At 44.2% G+C, this 19,613-nt stretch carries 20 protein-coding genes; 6 read left to right on the plus strand and 14 right to left on the minus strand.

Going from position 1 to position 19,613, the window contains the following annotated elements:
- Positions 1 to 66: 66 nt before the first annotated feature.
- The 5 genes from thrC to VN379_RS12600 all read right to left on the minus strand — a co-directional run bounded on the left by thrC (position 67) and on the right by VN379_RS12600 (position 4,302).
- On the minus strand, positions 67 to 1,566 hold the full coding sequence (thrC, locus tag VN379_RS12580) for a threonine synthase (RefSeq protein ID WP_325534309.1): 1,500 nt from the start codon (positions 1,564 to 1,566) through the stop codon (positions 67 to 69).
- Positions 1,567 to 1,595: 29 nt separating this feature from the next.
- Positions 1,596 to 2,267, minus strand: coding sequence for a B3/B4 domain-containing protein (locus tag VN379_RS12585; RefSeq protein ID WP_325534311.1), 672 nt, complete (start codon positions 2,265 to 2,267; stop codon positions 1,596 to 1,598).
- Between the two features lie 40 nt (positions 2,268 to 2,307).
- Positions 2,308 to 2,781, minus strand: coding sequence for a Cys-tRNA(Pro) deacylase (gene ybaK / locus VN379_RS12590; RefSeq protein WP_325534313.1), 474 nt, complete (start codon positions 2,779 to 2,781; stop codon positions 2,308 to 2,310).
- Between the two features lie 70 nt (positions 2,782 to 2,851).
- Positions 2,852 to 3,925 (minus strand): DUF362 domain-containing protein, encoded by a 1,074-nt coding sequence (locus VN379_RS12595; protein ID WP_325534316.1) that lies wholly within the window; start codon positions 3,923 to 3,925, stop codon positions 2,852 to 2,854.
- 119 nt (positions 3,926 to 4,044) lie between these two features.
- Positions 4,045 to 4,302: a hypothetical protein gene (locus VN379_RS12600; protein WP_325534318.1), complete on the minus strand. Its 258-nt coding sequence runs from the start codon at positions 4,300 to 4,302 to the stop codon at positions 4,045 to 4,047.
- A 258-nt stretch (positions 4,303 to 4,560) separates the two neighbouring features.
- On the opposite strand from VN379_RS12600, the gene VN379_RS12605 reads away from it, so the two are divergent.
- Both VN379_RS12605 and nadE read left to right on the plus strand, forming a co-directional pair.
- Positions 4,561 to 5,637 carry an HD-GYP domain-containing protein gene (locus VN379_RS12605; RefSeq protein WP_325534320.1) on the plus strand — a complete coding sequence of 359 codons (1,077 nt, stop codon included), beginning with the start codon at positions 4,561 to 4,563 and terminating at the stop codon, positions 5,635 to 5,637.
- 180 nt (positions 5,638 to 5,817) lie between these two features.
- Positions 5,818 to 7,710 carry an NAD(+) synthase gene (gene nadE / locus VN379_RS12610; protein ID WP_325534322.1) on the plus strand — a complete coding sequence of 631 codons (1,893 nt, stop codon included), beginning with the start codon at positions 5,818 to 5,820 and terminating at the stop codon, positions 7,708 to 7,710.
- 94 nt (positions 7,711 to 7,804) lie between these two features.
- Here nadE and VN379_RS12615 read toward each other — a convergent pair whose 3' ends face one another.
- Together VN379_RS12615 and VN379_RS12620 are read right to left on the minus strand one after the other, a co-directional pair.
- Positions 7,805 to 8,167, minus strand: a complete 363-nt coding sequence (locus VN379_RS12615) for a zinc ribbon domain-containing protein (protein ID WP_325534324.1) — start codon at positions 8,165 to 8,167, stop codon at positions 7,805 to 7,807.
- 19 nt (positions 8,168 to 8,186) lie between these two features.
- On the minus strand, positions 8,187 to 9,767 hold the full coding sequence (locus tag VN379_RS12620; protein WP_325534326.1) for a hypothetical protein: 1,581 nt from the start codon (positions 9,765 to 9,767) through the stop codon (positions 8,187 to 8,189).
- 291 nt (positions 9,768 to 10,058) lie between these two features.
- Between VN379_RS12620 and VN379_RS12625 the strand changes: the two genes are divergently transcribed.
- Together VN379_RS12625 and VN379_RS12630 are read left to right on the plus strand one after the other, a co-directional pair.
- Entirely contained in the window at positions 10,059 to 10,418 is a 360-nt protein-coding gene (locus VN379_RS12625) for a helix-turn-helix domain-containing protein (protein ID WP_325534328.1), read from the plus strand.
- Positions 10,415 to 11,254 carry an IS3 family transposase gene (locus VN379_RS12630; RefSeq protein WP_325534330.1) on the plus strand — a complete coding sequence of 280 codons (840 nt, stop codon included), beginning with the start codon at positions 10,415 to 10,417 and terminating at the stop codon, positions 11,252 to 11,254. Before VN379_RS12625 ends, VN379_RS12630 begins: the two co-directional genes overlap by 4 nt.
- Positions 11,255 to 11,321: 67 nt before the next feature.
- Here the strand turns inward: VN379_RS12630 and VN379_RS12635 are convergent, their stop codons facing one another.
- Positions 11,322 to 11,591, minus strand: coding sequence for a hypothetical protein (locus VN379_RS12635; protein WP_325534332.1), 270 nt, complete (start codon positions 11,589 to 11,591; stop codon positions 11,322 to 11,324).
- A 378-nt stretch (positions 11,592 to 11,969) separates the two neighbouring features.
- Between VN379_RS12635 and VN379_RS12640 the strand changes: the two genes are divergently transcribed.
- Together VN379_RS12640 and VN379_RS12645 are read left to right on the plus strand one after the other, a co-directional pair.
- Positions 11,970 to 12,176 (plus strand): hypothetical protein, encoded by a 207-nt coding sequence (locus VN379_RS12640; RefSeq protein WP_325534334.1) that lies wholly within the window; start codon positions 11,970 to 11,972, stop codon positions 12,174 to 12,176.
- A 542-nt stretch (positions 12,177 to 12,718) separates the two neighbouring features.
- Positions 12,719 to 13,627: a dihydrodipicolinate synthase family protein gene (locus tag VN379_RS12645; RefSeq protein WP_325534336.1), complete on the plus strand. Its 909-nt coding sequence runs from the start codon at positions 12,719 to 12,721 to the stop codon at positions 13,625 to 13,627.
- Between the two features lie 58 nt (positions 13,628 to 13,685).
- Here VN379_RS12645 and VN379_RS12650 read toward each other — a convergent pair whose 3' ends face one another.
- The 6 genes from VN379_RS12650 to VN379_RS12675 all read right to left on the minus strand — a co-directional run bounded on the left by VN379_RS12650 (position 13,686) and on the right by VN379_RS12675 (position 19,609).
- Positions 13,686 to 14,810, minus strand: coding sequence for an ABC transporter permease (locus tag VN379_RS12650; protein ID WP_325534338.1), 1,125 nt, complete (start codon positions 14,808 to 14,810; stop codon positions 13,686 to 13,688).
- Positions 14,807 to 15,712: an ABC transporter ATP-binding protein gene (locus VN379_RS12655; protein ID WP_325534340.1), complete on the minus strand. Its 906-nt coding sequence runs from the start codon at positions 15,710 to 15,712 to the stop codon at positions 14,807 to 14,809. Before VN379_RS12655 ends, VN379_RS12650 begins: the two co-directional genes overlap by 4 nt.
- Positions 15,700 to 16,614, minus strand: coding sequence for an ABC transporter ATP-binding protein (locus tag VN379_RS12660; RefSeq protein ID WP_325534342.1), 915 nt, complete (start codon positions 16,612 to 16,614; stop codon positions 15,700 to 15,702). The genes VN379_RS12655 and VN379_RS12660 overlap by 13 nt, the downstream gene beginning before the upstream one ends.
- Positions 16,611 to 17,588, minus strand: coding sequence for an HlyD family secretion protein (locus VN379_RS12665; protein ID WP_325534344.1), 978 nt, complete (start codon positions 17,586 to 17,588; stop codon positions 16,611 to 16,613). The genes VN379_RS12660 and VN379_RS12665 overlap by 4 nt, the downstream gene beginning before the upstream one ends.
- A complete protein-coding gene (locus VN379_RS12670; RefSeq protein ID WP_325534346.1) occupies positions 17,578 to 18,177 on the minus strand; it encodes a TetR/AcrR family transcriptional regulator in 600 nt (199 codons plus the stop codon). The genes VN379_RS12665 and VN379_RS12670 overlap by 11 nt, the downstream gene beginning before the upstream one ends.
- A 130-nt stretch (positions 18,178 to 18,307) precedes the next feature.
- Entirely contained in the window at positions 18,308 to 19,609 is a 1,302-nt protein-coding gene (locus VN379_RS12675; protein WP_325534348.1) for a DUF429 domain-containing protein, read from the minus strand.
- Between the last annotated feature and the right edge of the window lie 4 nt (positions 19,610 to 19,613).

Consider the following 19,613-nt stretch of genomic DNA (forward strand, 5'->3'; position numbering starts at 1 on the left):
GTATAACATCAAAAGCATAAATGCCACATAACCTAAAGTTATGTGGCATTTATGCTTTATATTGGATTACTTTACCCGCAATTGAGCTTTTACTACAGCAGGCATATCTTGTTTTTCACATACAGCAGTATGCCGAACAGACTTACCCTCAAGTTCAGCAAGTGCCAATGGTACCGGTATGCCAATTATCTGAGCCAAATCCTGTAAGACAACAAATTCAGTTTTGTCCCTAAGGCTGTTACTGTCGGTTAAAGCAGCAAGGACTGTTTCATTAAACTTAAATGGGCTAGCCGTAGAAACAATGACAGCAGGGGTAGTGTCGCCCGATTGGCGTTGGTAATTTTCAGCAACCTGCCACGCAACTGCCGTATGGGGATCAAGTGGATAGCCATACTCTTTATGTACCTGGCCGATTGTTGCCGATGTGGCTTCATCACTTACCCAGGCTGCCGGAAATACAGCTTGGATAGCGGTCAGGTACTCATCGGCAATTTTATATTGCCCGGTAGTATTGAGTTCTGTCATCCATTGACTGACTTGTGCCGAATTACCGCCTGTTATATGATAAAGCAACCGTTCCAGGTTACTTGAAATAAGAATGTCCATTGAAGGTGAATATGTTTTATGGAACTGACGATTGCGACTATAAATGCCTGTTGTAAGAAAGTCTGTCAGTACATTATTGCTATTTGACGCACATATCAGCTTATTAATAGGTAATCCCATCAGCTTGGCATAATAACCGGCCAATATGTTACCGAAATTACCTGTCGGCACAACAAAGTTGACGAAAGTACCAGCTGTGATGTGCTTCTCTTTCACCAAATCGGCGTAGGCACTGAAGTAATATACAATTTGTGGTACAAGCCGGCCCCAGTTTATTGAATTAGCTGATGACAGCTTAAATCCGTGTTCAGCAAGCTCGGCGTTATAATCATTGTCACTAAAGATCTGTTTAACACCCGTCTGGGCATCATCGAAATTACCTTTAACTGCGATTACCCTAAGATTATCGCCTTCTTGGGTAACCATCTGCAGTCGTTGAATCTGGCTAACGCCATCCTCAGGGTAAAACACGATAACCCGCGTCTGCTCAACATCTTTAAAACCCTCAAGTGCCGCCTTGCCGGTATCGCCTGATGTCGCAACTAAAATAACAATCTCGGCCTGCTCGCCAATTTTTTTGAGAGCGCAAACCAGGAGCCTGGGCAATAGCTGCAGTGCCATATCCTTAAAGGCACTGGTCGGCCCATGCCATAGTTCCAACGCAAATATTCCATCAGCTACCTTGGCAACAGGGGCTACAGCAGTATTCGAAAACTTCCCACCGCCATAAGCACCTGCCACACATTCAGTTAGCTCAACCTCAGTATAATCAGTCAAAAACAACCGCAAAATGGCTGTTGCCCGCTCTTGATAAGTGAGCGGGAGCAGACTGGTCAAAAACTGCCCGTCTATCGACGGTATGGCCTCCGGCACAAACAAACCGCCGTCAGGGGCAATCCCCTGAGCAATGGCCTGAGCCGCCGTTAGCTTTGCGGCTGCACCGCGTGTACTAACATACATAATCAATATACTCCTCCCAATAGCCTAACTTATTTTGTATGAGCAATATTTTTTTCTGCCACCGTTCCGCCATTATAACAAACAAACATCTCTCCGGCAAAATTAAGGATCTCCTGCAATTCATCGGTGCCGGTACATTCATCAGCGTAGACAACAGCCAAGAGATTCCGGGTTGTCAGCGTAACGGCAGTCCGGCGCGCATCCGAGGTAGGATTGCCAAACACGCCGTTATTGTCTGTTAAAAAGGGTTTGTTTTCAGTAGAAACTACATTGCCAGCTATATTAAGATAGCTGCCTTCATTGGCTCGTTGATAAACAATATTACTGCTTATCTGATCTAAGTCATATAGGCCAAACGGCAATAAATATTTGATAGAGCAATAATTATTAACATCTACCGCACTGTTCACAAAGTATAAGTCTTTCTTTTGCAGCACCCGCCGCACCAGTGCTTCAGACGCCGGACGATAGCGTGACGGATCAAAATCAAGCTTTTTATACATATTACGGACTGACAAAATCCGAGGATGCTTTGGAAGTATATCCAGATTATATGCCTTGGCTACTTCTGCTTGCAGTTGAGTAAACTCCTGGCTCAAACCTGGCGGTGTCCCCCGGACGACAACATTCTGGATAGTTAGATAACCTAACCGACCATTGGGAACAACATTGCTTATACTGTTATGAATAGTGATTTCCATAGTAAGAAAACTCCTCCCCGGACATTTGAAAAATCAACCCCTAGCAGTTACGGGAAATCTGACATAATGTAGCATTTATGGCCTGTGCCAGCTTATCAGGAGCAACAACAAGCTGGCATCCCCGTATCCCGGCACTGACTGCAATTGCCGGCCACTTACCGGCACTTGCATCCAGAAATACAGGATAGCGTTTCTTGGGACCAAGTGGTGACACACCACCTCTTATATAACCAGTCAGCGGTTGAACCTCTTTTAACGGCACCATTTCTACTTTTTTATTGCCGCTCGCGGCTGCCAAAGCCTTAAGGTCAAGCTCGGCATCACCAGGAATACAGGCCATAATCACACCAGTCTTATCGCCACTGGCTACTAATGTTTTGAACACCTGAGCATGCGGCATCCCGACTTTATCTGCGACATGTTGCGCGCTTAAATCATTTTCATCTACTTTATATTCTCTTAGTTCATATACAATCTTAAGACCATCTAATATTCTGGCGGCATTCGTCTTCATCGTACCCGCATCTCCCTTACCTACCATTAGTAACTACTGGTCTATTTTAATAGTAGGCTGTTTTTACAGCTTATTTAACTGTGATTAGCTGATATTCCAGTGACCCCATACCAACTTTTGCAGCATGTTCTATTTGAATCATCGCATCATGATGAGCATATGACATTTCAGCCAGAGTTTTTCCGTGCGCCTTAGCCGTCAGATCAAGAGTGGCCTTATCAATAGCTACAGGATCACTGGAAGCTAAAATACCGATATCTGGAATAAGTTTGGACTGTTTTACACTAAAGCAGTCGCAGTCTTTGGTCATATCGATAAGCACATTGAAGAAGAAACATTTCCCCTGTTTATCAAATACTGTCCCATAGGCATGTTCGGCCATACTCCGCTGCATGAATCCAGACTCTGCATTCCAGTCATATTTTACAGCATCAAACCGGCACACAGCCAGACATTCACCACATCCAATACATTTCTCAGTAACAATATATGCTTTACCGGCTTGTTCAACAATGGCATCCTGAGGACACCATTTAATACATTTTTGGCAAAACTGGCATGCCTTATTGCTGACCTCAGGCAACATGGCCGAGTGCTGGCGCATTTTGCCCATGCGGCTGGCTAGCCCCATACCAAGATTTTTGATGCAAGCGCCCAGGCCGGCAGCAGGATGCCCGGTTGGATGCGAAACAACCAGCAAACAATCGGCTGTTAAGATTTCTCTGGCAACTTTGACAGATTTATGTAGCTCACCGTTAACAACAACTTCATGCTCAGTATTGCCTGCCAAACCATCAGCCAGAATGAATGGCGCACCTGTATTTTCGATACTAAAACCATGTTTGTGGGCGTGAAGAATATGTTTTACAGCATTTTCACGCTCGCCCTTGTATAATGTAGAGGTTTCAGTAAGGAATGGCTGACCGCCTAAGATTTTAGTTTTTTGCACCAATTCCCTCACTAATTCAGGCTTGACATGGGTTGTATTTTTCTTTTCACCAACATGAACTTTTATCGCAACTAAATCATTACTGCCAACAGTCCGAGCAGCACCGGAAGACTCGAATATGTTGGCCATTACCTTAGCTTGTTCATTTGGCGGCAGAGCATCAGCCACCGGAATAAAATATACATTTGCTGGCAAGAGTAGTCCCTCCAATCAGAATTCTTGTCCATAGCTTTTGCATTTTTTTCACAGTATATAATTGTTCCCTCAATTTGTCAATAAACAGTACGAGCGCGGGTTACCGCGCTCGTGCTTTCTTATTCTAATGTCATATACTTAACTTTTACATCAGGTATTACTTTTAGTTCCTGTTCAATCTGATCAACCGGTACATCCTCACCACATAACTGCAGTAATATGATGCCACTGTTAGTACAGCCACCAACCGCTGCATCATGCAGTCCCAGCCGTACCCGAATATGACAGCCATATTTCGTTAGCACATCTTGAACTTTTACAGCTGTTTCTACCCGGTTGGCCTGGATAATCGCCATAATTGTCGAACAATCGGACATTGTAACACCTCCATAAATATACTCGTATATTACTTATCCACTAATTATAAAATTCCTGCTAATAAATCAGCAAATTTTTCCTGCTAATATATTAAAGGTTAGTGGAGGATTCTTTTTTCTGATGTCGAAATTATTATCTATATTTGTCCATTTATGGAATCTTCAGGTCGCTCTAGACCCTCTACTGCTACACGTGGGCTAAGAGCGACTAAGTCTATCTTTATCCCTGTATGTGTAACGCTTTACTGAGAGGTGCTTATGAGCGAAGCCGGCGATGAAAAACGTAAGATTATTGAGCATCAGACTGAGTTTCTGGTTCCTGGGATGGAGTTATCTCACGATGTCTGTTCAGATGATGGGAAAATACTGTTTGCTAAGAACAGTATCCTCAGCCAGCACAATATTCAAAAACTGGGTAACTGGCAGGTCCCCAAAGTTTTTATTTATAGCGAAATATCTTCAGCCAATCCGCTTCTCGATCCCAAGATACAGAAATTCCTTAATACGTATAACAAATCAGTCCTGGTCGTGCAAAAAGCATTTGATGATATCAGAGCTACCCAGGAAATTCCACTCGAAGCCTTTACCACCACAGCTGCGGATATTGCCGCCAATGTCGCCGAGGCCGGCAATGTGATTGACCGTCTCTATAATCTGCCGCCATGCGATGATTATACAATGTATCATAGCGTTAATGTCAGCGCAATCTCAGCCCTTATTGCCACCTGGCTGAAATATCCGCCAGAACAAATTAGCGCTATTTCCCTGGCTGGCCTATTGCATGACGTCGGCAAGTCCCGCTTAGCACCTGAATTGTTACATAGGCCTTTTAAACTGCTGCCGGAAGCGTATGAGCAATACAGAAAACATGTTTCCTATGGATATGAACTTGTCAGCAAAATCTCCGCTATCTCTCAGAGCATTACTGCAGCCGTCTTTCAGCATCATGAGCGGCGGGACGGCAGCGGTTATCCCGGTGGAATCACTGATTATTACATTCATCCATATGCAAAGATTATTGCTGTAGCTGATTTATATGACGAAAGCCTCACTATCAACCGGGAAGATCCACAATCAAAACTGAGCCCTTATTTGAGTCTGCAAAAGCTGCGAGATGAGGTTTACAGGCTTGACCCGAAAGTGTGTATAACCTTTATTGACAGTATGTCCAATTTTCTCTCAGGTAACAGGGTAGCACTTACTGATGGTCGCGAGGGACGGGTCGTATTTATAAACAAGGAGAAACCCTCACTGTCTATGGTCCAGTTTGATGACCAGTCAGTAGTCGATCTCTCAGAACAGTCGGAAGTCAGTATTCATTATGTTGTGCGTTAGTTAATTAAGCCGCCATTCATTCCTGGCGGCTCTCATATTTAGCTAAAAAAACACAATGTGACGTCTAAACCTAACAAAGCTACAAATAATAACATATTAGCATTGTTTTGAAGGACAAGCGCTGCCTGGCAGCGAAAAAGTACACTGCATGTCATTTGTACGATTTGAGGTGAAATTTTTTTGCTCAAAATAGCTTTAGGCCAGATGGAAGTTATTCCTGGCAGGCCGGATTTAAATACCGCCAAGATGTTAACCATGATTAACGATGCCCGTAACCACCAAGCTGATATCATTATCTTCCCGGAGATGGCTATTCCCGGTTATTTGTTGGGCGATACCTGGGAACAGCAGGCCTATTTGCGCGATTGTGAGGCTTTTGGCCGGAGGATAATCGCTGCTGCTCAGGATATCTGCATCATCTTTGGTAATGTAGCAGTTCAATGGGACAAGCATGGTGACGATGGCCGGGTACGCAAGCATAATGCCTGCTTTGTTGCCAACAATGGTCAATTAACCGCCACCCGTATCAAAACATTACATCCAAATTACCGGGAATTTGACGATACGCGGCATTTTGTCAGCTTACGCAAGCTGGCACTTGAACTTAGACAGGATGTAGAGACATTATTAACGCCTGTAAAACTATCAATTAAGGGCAGAGAATATCAGCTGGGCTGCATTATTTGCGAGGACGGCTGGAATGATGATTACAGCGTTGATCCGATTGCTGCTTTATCTGCCAACGGCCCGTTAGACTTAATCATTAATATTTCGAGCTCACCGTTTACGCTGGGCAAAAACAATAAACGCAACAGAATTTTTTCCAAACAGGCCCGGGATACAGGCACCCCCCTGCTCTACGTTAACAATACCGGCTTGCAAAACAACGGTAAAACTGTCTACACCTTTGATGGATTCAGCACCGTATATAGTAGTTCCGGTCAAATTATCGCATATTGTCAGCCCTTCACAGAAACACTTGATTATCTTGAGCTGGACGTTAGCTCCGGCGGACAAAATCTTACACCTGTCGGTGTACCTGATGACTTCACCATTGACAGCCTATACCAGGCAATCTGCTACGGTATTAAGCAATTCCTGCAGTCAATTGGCATGACCAAGATAGTGATCGGGGTATCAGGCGGCATCGACTCGGCAGTGGCTGCTGCGCTGTATGCCCGTGTTTTAAAACCCGACAATATTCTTCTGGTAAACATGCCCAGTAAATTCAACTCAAAAACAACCAAAGATTTGGCTGAACAGTTATCCCGTAATCTTGGTTGTTTGTATACTGTTATGCCTATCGAACAAGCAGTGGAACATACAGCCGCCCAAATAAGCGATACCCCTATAAACCATCTCGGGAGCGGCCTGCAAAGCAATCTGTCAGTATCATCCTTTGTGTTGGAGAATATCCAGGCCCGTGACCGGTCAGCCCGGCTGCTCTCAGGCATTGCCGCTGCCTTTGGCGGCGGGTTTACCTGTAATGCTAACAAGAGCGAGCTTACTGTTGGCTACGCTACACTGTATGGCGACCAAGCCGGCTTCTTAGCCGCTTTGGCTGATTTATGGAAACATCAGGTCTATCAGTTGGCACATTATTTAAACACGCAGGTTTATGGCTGTGAAATAATTCCCCAGGCTATGATTAATCTGGTGCCAAGCGCCGAACTTTCATTTGATCAATCGGTCGATGAAGGCAAGGGTGATCCAATTATCTACCCCTACCATGATTTTTTATTTCGGGCCTTTATGGAGTATTGGAACAGGGTGACCCCGGAAGATGTTTTACTATGGTATACTCAGGGCATAGATGTTCTTGAGCAAAAACTGGGCTGCGAGCCCGGCTTAGTAAACAAGCTTTTCCCCGGACCGCGTGAATTTATTGAAGATCTTGAGCGCTGGTGGCGCCTTTATACCGGCATGGCAGTCGCTAAACGGATTCAAGCACCACCCGTCCTGGCCGTCAGCCGCCGCGCCTATGGGTTTGATCATCGCGAAGCGCAAAATAGCGTATATTTTACTCAAGAATATCAGGCATTAAAAAATCAGTTATTATCTGAAAAACACTGAAACTGCATCATAACTTAATGGATTAACATTAGTTAGGGCTTTCTCGCTTACTAAAAAACGCGGACGCAATTGCGTCCGCGTTTTTATTCTTTTCTTATCTTCTAAACATCCGTAATAACCAGACAGTAACAAGCACCGCACCAACTGCCAGCAAAATAAATAACAGCAGTGGCAGGAAAAAGAACACCAATACTGCAAATATAGCAGCAACAATTAATTTTCCCATCCAGCCGGAGGAATCAAAAACAAGATTAATGCCTTTAACCCGCGCCCTATCGCTGGATTCATAACTACTGTACCGGCGCCGACTGTCACCATCATTTTTTTCTTCAATAGTAACCCCATCGAAATTATCCCGCTCCTGACGGCTGAGCACCTTAACTGCCAGTTCATGTCCGCAATTCGGGCACGAACTAGCTCCAGATTCAATGTGTGCACTGCAGTTAGGACATTCCATTCTCCATCCCTCCTAACATTTACTGCAAATCGTATAACAACGAAATCATGCCCTCTTCACTTAGATAACGGAGGTCATAACGTTCCAGTTTTAGTACTTCAAACATTTTAGCGCGGTTTACACTAATGCTGGATTTGCTTATGGCCATTTCTTCGGCCAATGTCTCAGCCGGCACCTCGGCATCACCAGTATTAATCTGAGAATAAGCAAAAATAACGGCAGATGCCCAGGCGGCAGGCTTACGAACATTAACAGTTCCTGCATAAGAAAAATCTTGCCACAATTTCTGCGCCAGTACAGCATCATGGTGGGAATAGCCAAATTTAGGCATAAACCTCTCGATTAGCTCTAAAACCTCACTATTAACAATACTGGTTTTATCATGATTGGCAGGATGTGGGAAACTACGCTCAACCTGGGCATATGAGGTAACATTGACCCTGGCCCATGTAGCTAAAAGATCAATGGTATGCCGCACTGCATTAGCATGGCGCTGCACAAAATCATTCCAGGTCGCATCCGGTTGCTGAATCTGCAGCATGACTTTCTGGCGGATAATTTCTTCTTTAATCCGTCTGCGCAAATTGCTGCTTATTTCAACACTAGTAATGAAATTGATCATAACCAGTTCCTTTTCTTCCTGTTGCAAGAAAACATGGCCATAAAACAGCAGCTTTTTCACAAGCTTATAATCGAAATTAGGGTTAGGAAGACGGAATTTTTCTTCTGTTAGTAGGTTAATACACTCAACCCAATCCTGATTAATTACGCTTTCAACATAAAACACGGTGAATTTTGCACCCATAAGCTCTTGCAATATCTTCCGTTCTTCACTAGCCAGGCGTTCACTATAATCCATATTAAACTGAACCAACGGCGTTTTATCATTAGAAAGCAGATGATAGTCAAATAGAAAATAGTCCCAGAACCCCAACCAAAACTCATCGTCATCTTCGTCTTCCGGCATTTGATTTAAAGGACCAAGATAAAGCATTAGCGCCCGGTCGAAGTCATCGACAAAATTCTCCTGCTGGAAATAAGCACTAAACTTAATCATCAGCCGTTCAACTGCCTCACCAACAATTCGCCCTAAATCCTTAGGCATCGTCAGCAATGATTTAGATGATGAACTCGCTCCTTCCTCAAATAGCTGCAATTCATCCTGTTCGCTATCCGCTTCGATAAATTTAAGCCGTTTGCCGCCAGTCATATACTCCTTTGCCTGCTGCAACCCTGCTGTTTCCGCAACTATCTTTTTGGTAGCCAGAAATTCATAAAACTCCAGCAACACGTCAAACAGATGTCGTACAGTCTTGACATTAGGCTTAAAATCCTCTATTTGTACAATCATCCATTCGATAGCCAAACTATATTCAGAAGCCGTCATCTCATCGACGACAGTTTCACCTGAATAAGCTAAATATAATACAAACATATGAAGATTGCGCCATGTATCCCTTAGTGCCTCATCATTAGCTCCCTGCCAGGCTTTTTGCCGCAAGAAACCTTCAATCCATTCACGTTTTATCGCTACGTCCCATTCCGATTCTTCATCAAAAAAAACACGGACTTCATCATAGACATTTTTTATGCTAGTCATGGTCACCCTTTTAGCTCCTTTAAACACGTTAACGCACCTATTATAACACGGTTACCCACTCAAAACCAATAGCACGACTATAGTCTGGATTTTTTGGAATTTTGGTTTCCAGATAAACTCCCTATTGTAAGTTTACTGGCGACAACTGTTAAAAATTCCGTGATTCAACATATTCCAGCCAATCAATACATTCTTGTTTCATATTATAAAATAAAGAAACCCCCAGGCTAACTGAACTGCACCCCCAAAGTTAGACAGTATGATATACTGGATAAAATTGGGGGTGTTTTCATGCCAAAAGGGATACCTTTCACCGGGGAGTTTAAGCAAAAAGTAATCGAGGATATGCGAGCAGATAGCCTAGCGTATCGCGAAGCAGCGAGGAAATTCGGGATTCCAGACCATGGAGTAATTAGAAAATGGGAACGTATTTACCTAGAAGAAGGTCCTGAAGGACTGTTCGTTGAACGGCGTGGTCGTGCCAGTGCCGACAACGGCACCCGAAAAGGACGCAAGCCAAAACTGAACAAGAAGGTAGAAGAAGATTTAATCGCCGAAAACCAGCGACTGCGGGCAGAGATTGACTACCTAAAAAAATTGAATGCCTTAGTGACCGAGAGGGTACAGCGAGAGAAAAAGCACAAGTCGTGACGGAACTAAGGCATAAACACAGGCTCGATGTACTCCTCGCTGTGTCAAAACTGCCGCGTGCTACGTATTACTATCATCATAAGAGACTGGCGATGCCGGACAAATATAATGAGATCAAAGATACGATAACATTGATCTATACCGAAAACAAGCAGCGCGTCGTCTATCGCCGTATTACACTGGAACTAAAAAACAAAGGAATCATCATCAACCACAAGACTGTACAGCGACTTATGAAACAGCTTGGACTATTCTGCCGGGTACGGATGAAGAAATACAATTCATACCGTGGAGAAGTAGGAAAAACTGCTCCAAACATATTAGAACGCAATTTTGAGGCCGATAAGCCAAATCAAAAATGGGTTACGGATATAACAGAGTTCTCGCTATTCGGACAGAAGCTCTATCTGTCTCCCATTTTGGATTTGTGTAGTCGAGATATTGTTAGCTATGCCATTAGTAAACACCCACGTTTTTCGCTGGTGACAGACATGCTGGAGCAAGCATTTCAGAGAATACCGGACAATTCAAATCTAGTTCTTCACTCTGATCAGGGTTGGCACTATCAAATGAAACCGTATCAGCGCATGTTAGCGGCAAAGGGTATCCGACAAAGCATGAGCCGTAAGGGGAACTGTCTTGATAATGCAGTTATGGAAAACTTCTTTGGCTTGCTTAAGACCGAATTGTTATATCTACAAGACTTTGAATCAATGGAGCATTTCGAGCAGGAACTTATTAATTATCTCCATTACTACAATAATCGTCGTATCAAGATAAAGCTAAAGGGCTTGCCGCCCGCTTTACACAGGCAGCAAACCCTCTCGGCTGCTTAACTAAAATTTTATCTAACTTTTTGGGATCACTTCATAACCTGGGAGTTTTTATCCATACACTTATAGCTTACCAACAAGTACCGGGATTACCAACGGTCTGAACCTCCTGCGGCACAGACCAATCAAAATAAAAGTACGTTTGCTCTACCTCTGTAAGGGATCTATGCCTGCGCCACATATATGGCGGCTGTCCAAAAACCACAATATATTCGCCGTCTTCCGGATAAACCAGCGCCTTCACCGTTTGCTCTGCAGCCGGTCGGTTCACAGCAGACGGAAAACCACCGGACGAGCGCCAAGCAGACATGGGAATAACCTGACCAAACTCGTTTTTCACAGCTCCTCGCCTCCGGTCATAGTATAACCTCTCCAATGAAAAACATGTACGATATCTTCCCTTAGCCCTTAATTACCGACTAAGACAATATCTCTTATCTGCCAGTAATATTAGGATTATTCTTGCTGTCAAGCAGGCTTAGCCAAGGTTAGCAAATAGTGAGTAATTAAATTAACGCTTGACTCTGTACCCGCATCATGATATGATAAGTAAGATTATTGGCCATCTGGTTTAAAACCTCTATTTAGAAAAAGTAATTCTCCGAATTTCTCTTTGTTCTTATAGCAATTGGTAGTAGTCGAGGGTAATTGCGGCTGATTACGTTCAAGGAACGTAATGAATTACCAATTTAAAATTTACAATAATGGAGGAATCGGTATGAATATGAAACAGCGTATTTTGCTGTTAATAAAACGCTTAGCCTTTTTAGGCTATTGTACCTTTGAAATTGAAAGTATCGTCAAAGAAGCAATTGGAAGCACGTTCGTCAACAACTTGAGTAAAACACAAGAAGTTGCGGTCGTCCAACACTTAGAGATGTACGAACAATTGGGGCAAAACTATCTACTAACATACAGCAAATAAGTTAAAAGTTTTAAGTGAGAGCATATAGACTATGCTCTCACTTTTTTGATTAAAAAACAAAAACCCTTTTGTTATTCATCCATTGCGGGATAAAAAACAAAAGAGCTCTGTTCAGCCAACCATTATGAATGTTTCCAATTGTCCTGTAAGGTTGCCACTAAACAAAAAGCCCGGCAAAGAAAGAACGAACCAAACAAAAACCACAGTAAGGCAGCCTCAATACCCATTGTTTGACTCATCACCTACCACCTCCTTTCGCAAAAGTCAGTACTTAACACCAAAAGATAGAAAAAGGCGCAAAACTTACAGGAATTTAATTCCCTTTTAAGTTTGCGCCTCTCTGATGCTCTGGCCATCATTATAACGGTCAAACTGACGCCTGACTTTGTTAAAAATTTAACATACTTTCTGGAAATTGTCAATCTTTTCTTACATAAGTGCATTACTGTGCCTAATAAAAGGCATCACACTAACTCTTCAACATCATAATCCTCAAACTCATGGTATAATTAATAATCATCAACATCATGGGAGGAATGACTGTGACTATCCCCTTATTTAAAGGAATTATCCCACCGGTTCCAACGATCTTGAACCAGGAAGGCAAATTGGACAAGTCCGGCATGGGACGAATAATTGACCACCTAATTGCCAGCAAGGTCGATGTCCTGTTTTTTCTGGGCAGCGCCGGTGAATTTAGTCAGATGTCTGCAGATATGCGCAAAGAGGTAGCCGAATTCTGCGTAAAATATACAAATCACCGTCTACCGACACTAATAGGCATTGCTGCGCCTGGTACTGAGGAAACGATTCATTTCGGTCATCATGCCAAAGCCATTGGCGCGGCCGGGACCGTCTTAGTCAATCCGTATTACGCCATCTTAACCGAAGAAAACATTTACAATTACTACAAAAGCGTAGCCGGGGAAGTGGAATTGCCGATCATTCTCTACAATTTCCCGGCCCTTACTGGCCAGGATCTAAGCCCGGCCCTGGTGAAAAGACTGGCTCTTGAATTCCCCTCTATTGTGGGAATTAAGGATACTGTCGATTCTATGCGGCATATTCGGGACATTATCCTGGCAGTCAAGCCTGTCCGTCCGGATTTTGCCGTATATGCCGGCTTTGATGAATACCTGCTTGACACGCTGATTATCGGCGGTGATGGTGGTTTTCCCTCCAGTGCAAACTTTGCCCCCTACCTTACCAAAGGTATTTACCGCGCGTTCCAGGAGCAAGATGGCAACCGCCTCATTGAATTGCAGAAACTCCTGTCATATATCCCGCCAATTTTCTCTTTAGAGTCTCCTTTCTACAGTGTCGTTAAAGAAGCTGTAAAAATGAGTGGTATTGATATCTCTACATATGTTCTGCCGCCGGCTGCACCCCTGACTGAAGCGAAAAAAGCATTAGTTAAAGAGGCTTTACAACGAATCGGCGCTGTGCAATAGTCTGCAGCTATTAAAAAGTCGCGTCCTTTGATTGGACGCGGCTTTTCTCGTATAATTGCTAAGCAATTTTCTTTTGAAATTTCATAATACTGATGGTCAGTGCTGCCACAATATAGACAATTAATGCAAATACCTGTGACCATAAGAAATTGATACCGATTCCTTTAAGCACAATCCCCCGTAAGATTTCCAGGTAAAAAGTCAGCGGCAACAAATGGCCTAGTTGGTAAAAAAGCTGCGGCATCGCCTCTCTGGGAAACATAAAACCAGATAATAGCACGCTGGGTAGAAATATAAAGAAAGACATCTGCATTGCCTGCATCTGTGTTTTTGCTATTGTGGAGATAAGAACCCCCAGCGATAAGGAAGCAATGATAAACAGAGTGGTTAAGCCATAGAGCAGTCCGATACTGCCCCTTAACGGTACATCAAAGACAAGTACACCAACAGCCAGCGCCAGCGTCGCCTGGACATAGCCCACGAAAATATAGGGAATAATTTTCCCCAGCATTAACTCGTGTGACTTCATGGGGGTAACAATAAGCTGCTCCAATGTGCCCCTTTCCCGTTCACGAACTATAGCCATCGAGGTGATCATGACCATTGTCATTGTAAGCACAATACCTAAAATCCCCGGGACCATATAAAAGGGCGAGATGAAGTCCGGATTATACCAGGGGCGAATGCGGATATCAATCGGCAAAGCCACCTGCTTGCCCTGCGTTCCCTGCAAGCGTTGGGTAAGTATTTCCTGCGAACGGATTTGCCCGATTAACTGGGCAGATGTGATTGCTGAAGAGGCGGTCATCGAGTCTGAAGCATCAACAATAACCTGCACGGCCGCACTGCGGCCATGCTTAATATTTTCGGTATAATCCGGGGGAATAATAATCCCAACCTTGGTTTTTCCACTTTCAATGGCTTCAGTCACCTCTTGATAATCTGTTGCGACATATTTAATATTAAAATATTCGCTGGCCTGAAAGGCAGACAACAAGTCGCGACCTTCCTGCTGAAGTGACTGATCGAAAACAATTGTCGAGAGATGTTTTACATCAGTATTGATGGCAAAGCCAAACAACAGAAGCTGAATAATAGGGAGTCCGACCATCATCCCAAAAGTCAGGCGATCTCGTCGCATTTGGATAAACTCTTTAATTAGCAAGGCCTTCAGACGAATCACACAACCATCTCCTTGCGCTTTGATTTAACATAATAAACAAAAACATCTTCAAGCGATGGTCTAATTATTCGATAAGCATACTCCTTATAGTCAACCAGCCGCTCTTCATGGATGAGAACATGGACGCTGGTTCCATAGGGATAAATATCAAGAACATCCCTTTGCTGTGCCGCTAATACAGTAAACATCCCCATCGGATCCTCTGTGGGAATTTCCAAAAGCAGGCCAGGCAGGTTTCGCTTAAGGTTGGCCGGCGTATCATCGGCAATCAGCGTTCCCTCGTAAATAAAGCCGATTGCATCACAGTGTTCAGCCTCATCCATGAAGTGGGTAGTCACCATCACTGTTGTTCCCTGATGAGCCAGTTGGTAAATAATATCCCAAAACATGCGGCGGGACATAGGATCAACCCCCCCGGTGGGTTCATCAAGGAAAAGCAGCGGCGGGTTGTGGAGAATTGAGCAGCCTAAAGCTAACCGCTGCTTCCACCCGCCGGACAGATTAGCTGTAAGATCATCACGCCGCTGCTGAAGGCCTGCCATAGCCAGCATTGCCTCGATCCGTTCTTGCCGTCTGGAGCCAGTGAGGCTGTAAAGTCCGGCATAGAACTCAAGGTTTTGTAAAACAGTAAGATCCTCATATAGACTGAACTTCTGGGACATATAGCCAATTTTTTCCTTGATGGTTTCCCCCTCGGTCGCCAAATCAAGACCAAGCAGACGGCCATTGCCGCGTGTAGGTGTGAGAATTCCGCACAACATCCGGATTGTAGTCGATTTTCCGGAACCATTTGGGCCCAGAAAGCCATAAATACTACCTTGAGGGATCTTCAAATTAACTTGATTGACAGCAATAAAGTCACCAAACACCCGGGTAAGGTTTTCTGTCTCTACGGCGTACATGCTGCACCTCCTTGTCCGGCAAGGTGTACAAAAATATCTTCTAAGGTGGGCGGGATCCCCTGCAATGAATAATCTGTTATCCCGGCTGAATGCAATGCTGTTTCGACCTTAAGAATAACCTCCGGACTATATTCAGTAACCAGATGATATCGATCACCAAAAGCGTTTACATCAAGTACCGGGCACTTGGTCAGCACACTCTTTATGGCTTTACTCTCAGTCATTAACTCCAATACTCGGAAAGGATAGGCAGCTTTTAGGTTTTGGGGTGAATCACAAGCCACAATCCGCCCCTGATTCATAAAGGCTACGCACGTACACAACTCAGCTTCATCCATATAAGGAGTGGATACAAATATTGTCGTGCCTTCTTTATTAAGACGGTATAACATCTGCCAGAATTCCCGCCGTGACACAGGGTCAACACCAGTAGTTGGTTCATCCAGAAAAAATATTTTAGGACGGTGCATCAGGCCGGCCGCCAGCGCCAGTTTTTGCTTCATGCCGCCGGAAAGATTATCGGCCAGACGGTCTTTAAACGGCAGCAGATTGGTGAAGTCCAGAATCTCTGTCCCCAATTCCTTAACCCGCTTGCTATTAGCCCCATATAACGCGCCAATCACCTGAATATTCTCCATAACCGTGAGATCACCATACAGACTGAATTTTTGAGGTACATAGCCAATCTGATTTTTTACAGATTCTGTGTTGTCGCTGCCCAGCAAACTTATTTTGCCAGACGTGGGAGCCATAATGCCTGTGATCATTCGGATCGTAGTAGTCTTTCCAGCCCCATCCGGCCCAACCAACCCGAAAATACTGCCGGCTTTAACCTCCAGGTTAAGATTATCCACCGCCGTCAGAGTGCCAAATCGCCGGGTTAACCCGATAAGGGAGATCATCTTAACACCACATCGGCGGGCATCCCTGGTTTTAAAATTCCTTCCATATTGTCGATCTTCACTTTGACCGCAAACACTAAATTGGCCCGCTCGCTTTGTGTAATGCTCTGGCGCGGGGTGAACTCCGCATTCTGACTGATTTCCTTAATCTCGCCTCTAAATACCCGCCCGGGGAAAGAGTCGACCTTAACCTGGGCTTCTTGCCCAACAGCAATCAGCCCTAACTGGGTTGACGGCACATAGACCTTAAGCCAGCAATCACTCATATCGCCTACCGTAAGAATCGCTGCGCCGGGATTAACATACTCTCCATTCTCAAAATTTTTAGAGAGTATCAGTCCGTTGATCGGACTGATCACCGCAGTGTCCTCTACCAGCGTCTTACTTGCCGCCAAAACCGCCTTGCTGCGTTCTACCTCAAGCCGCTGTGCCTCAATGGCTTCCGGCCGGCTTCCTTCATCTCCCAGCGCATACCGTTGAGTAGCTGCCACCATCGCGTTATAGGCAACATCCATATTTGAACTGGCAGTATCCAGTTGTTGTGCCGAGATAGCCCCGGCACTATATAGACTTTGATACCGCACATAGTCCTGCTTGGCCTTATCATATACCGAGCGTGAGGAGGCCAGCAACGCCCCCAGTTCCTGTCGTTCCTGATTACGCGGACCGGCCTCCAGGTCTCGAAGCTGAGCAGCAGCTTTGGCTAGCGCCGCCTCATCCCTGATCACCTGGGCTTCTAAATCGGCTCGTGTTACCCTGGCAATTTTTTGCCCGGATCTTACCGTGTCACCAACCTTGCTCTCCAGCCCTGTCAAATAACCGTTAACCTTTGCCATAATATCGGCTCTGGTTACCTCAATAGTGCCTGTAGCTGTAATACCGGTTTTTGTTGGCCTAAGATAGTTATAGCCAACTACCCCGGACACAACAATAATAACAATGATTCCAGCTAATAACTTTTTATTAACCATCATGATTTTTCACCCCACTCAAAAAAATCTCTATAGCATTAATGGCATATTGTGCATCCTGATCAGAATTGCTTAACGCAAAATGGCGGGTTATCGGGCGGGTAATAAAATAAAAATTCATCATGCCAGCCAAAGCCAATGTTGCAGTATTCACATCCAACTCCTCACGGAACTCACCACAGGCAATCCCCTCATTTAAGGTTTCAGTCATAAAATGATAAATACGTTCAATGTATTTACGGATAATAGGGTCAAAAAACTTTGAGGGATTTAGTAGCTCTCCCATCAAGAACTTGGTAAGAAACGGCATCTTCTTGTGTATGAGCACCACATTATGGGCATAACCCATAATTTTTTCAGTTGGAGAAGTTTGTATCCCCTTTACCGCATCCAGCAATTCACCAATTGGTGCAAATTGTTTCTCAAGAATCGCTGCATAGAGGCCTTCCTTACCGCCAAAATAATAGGAAATTAAGGCGCTGTTGGCACCGGCTGCTTTTGAAAGCTCTCTAATTGACACACCTGCTAAACCTTTTTCCGCAAATAGCCTTTCTCCCGCCTCAATCAGCTTTTCCTTTGCATCTTTTTCCACAGATCTACTCCTTTTTAATTAATCAATCGATTAATTAAAGTTTATTCCAACAAGGTTCCTTTGTCAAGAAAATTCAATCAAGGGCACCTATATACCCTTGATTTTAAAATCAACAAATCAGGTTGTCTAACTACATTCTGACATAAACAATTTCCATAGGCAGTCCCCTGCTGTCCTTTGCCGGTTGCCCTGGAATTGTAGCAAAACCACGCTGCATCCCGCCAATCCCCACAACCGCCAAAACCATAGCATCAACAAAATCGTCAAGCAGGCGCTTAGGATACTGGGACATAATTCTATTTAGGGCATTTTCGGTATCTGCAAAATGCTGCTTAAGGACCTCCCGGCGCTCAACAAAACCACTATCCTCTGTTTTTCTGCTGATTAGCGGCCTGCCACCAGTCAATAAAGCAAACCCGTATTCAGGATGAGATTCACGAAGACAACCTATATATTGCGGGTTTACTTGCAAAAATTCATCCACCTCGCGTATCTTTTGGGAAAAACCCAATGACTGCTCTGACAAACTCTTGTTTGTAATCGTCAGGTTAACTGCTTTTGCTTCAAGCTTATCCTGGCTATAAACAGCTTGCCGGCAGGGTGTGTTAAATACGCTTGATGATTTTCCTTTCAACCGGCCGCGCAGTTCACGATCAGGCCTTAGCCGGTTTTCTGCCTCAGTCTCAGGCAAACCAATAGGAATATCAATAAGTATGCAGGCGGCATCATGATGTTCTGCCATAATATCGGCAATCGCAGGATAGACACCAAAGCCGTAACCACCATCACCTTCGATCCAAAAAACTGCCCAACCATAATGCTTTCCCGTTTTTTTGCAGCTGTCAATCCCAACACACTTGCAGCTTTTCCTGATACCCTCAGGGTGATTCAACAGGCTGCGGGCCAACGTAAGGAATTCCGCCTCTACAGTAACCATACTTCTTTCAGCAAAATCAGCCGCCGAATACAAGGGTGGCGCAACATCAAAAATACCCCGGTAATGCAAATGCTCAAATTCATGATGAAGCAACGTATTATCTATATCGCCAACCTGCCCGCATTCATCGGCAGTCAAATCTGCAATTTCAAACTTCTCATAGATAACCTTTTGTAAATTTTGTTCTATTTTTTTGTAATCGTCCAGGTAATATTTAACCGGTCTGGTTATGTCCGAAATATAAGCCTCACTGGCATCATGCAGCAGACAAGCCAGTTGAACCTTAGCCGTGTAACCTCTTTGAGCGGCTTCGCGTGCACAATTAATCGAATGCTGAGCAACGCTGTAAAAGGTTTTAAAGTGTCCATTTGCCCTGCACATTTGGGATAAAGCATGGGCGATATCCTGTATAGCTACTTCTTCCGCCCGGGGGGCAAGCGGATAGAATAAAGTATTACTATATGTTAAAATTGCATTTTCTCGTTTTGACAGCATTGTT

Source organism: Sporomusa sp. (assembly GCF_035561255.1).
In the GTDB taxonomy this organism is placed as follows: domain Bacteria; phylum Bacillota; class Negativicutes; order Sporomusales; family Sporomusaceae; genus Sporomusa.

What these genes read in the sequence shown, in the direction of transcription:
- VN379_RS12585 (WP_325534311.1), bottom strand. Translation starts at nt 2,267, where the DNA reads ATGGAAATCACTATTCATAACAGTATAAGCAATGTTGTTCCCAATGGT.
- thrC (WP_325534309.1), bottom strand. Translation starts at nt 1,566, where the DNA reads ATGTATGTTAGTACACGCGGTGCAGCCGCAAAGCTAACGGCGGCTCAG.
- VN379_RS12660 (WP_325534342.1), bottom strand. Translation starts at nt 16,614, where the DNA reads ATGATCTCCCTTATCGGGTTAACCCGGCGATTTGGCACTCTGACGGCG.
- VN379_RS12625 (WP_325534328.1), top strand. Translation starts at nt 10,059, where the DNA reads ATGCCAAAAGGGATACCTTTCACCGGGGAGTTTAAGCAAAAAGTAATC.
- VN379_RS12600 (WP_325534318.1), bottom strand. Translation starts at nt 4,302, where the DNA reads ATGTCCGATTGTTCGACAATTATGGCGATTATCCAGGCCAACCGGGTA.
- ybaK (WP_325534313.1), bottom strand. Translation starts at nt 2,781, where the DNA reads ATGAAGACGAATGCCGCCAGAATATTAGATGGTCTTAAGATTGTATAT.
- VN379_RS12605 (WP_325534320.1), top strand. Translation starts at nt 4,561, where the DNA reads ATGAGCGAAGCCGGCGATGAAAAACGTAAGATTATTGAGCATCAGACT.
- VN379_RS12615 (WP_325534324.1), bottom strand. Translation starts at nt 8,167, where the DNA reads ATGGAATGTCCTAACTGCAGTGCACACATTGAATCTGGAGCTAGTTCG.
- VN379_RS12675 (WP_325534348.1), bottom strand. Translation starts at nt 19,609, where the DNA reads ATGCTGTCAAAACGAGAAAATGCAATTTTAACATATAGTAATACTTTA.
- VN379_RS12665 (WP_325534344.1), bottom strand. Translation starts at nt 17,588, where the DNA reads ATGATGGTTAATAAAAAGTTATTAGCTGGAATCATTGTTATTATTGTT.
- VN379_RS12655 (WP_325534340.1), bottom strand. Translation starts at nt 15,712, where the DNA reads ATGTACGCCGTAGAGACAGAAAACCTTACCCGGGTGTTTGGTGACTTT.
- VN379_RS12620 (WP_325534326.1), bottom strand. Translation starts at nt 9,767, where the DNA reads ATGACTAGCATAAAAAATGTCTATGATGAAGTCCGTGTTTTTTTTGAT.
- VN379_RS12640 (WP_325534334.1), top strand. Translation starts at nt 11,970, where the DNA reads ATGAATATGAAACAGCGTATTTTGCTGTTAATAAAACGCTTAGCCTTT.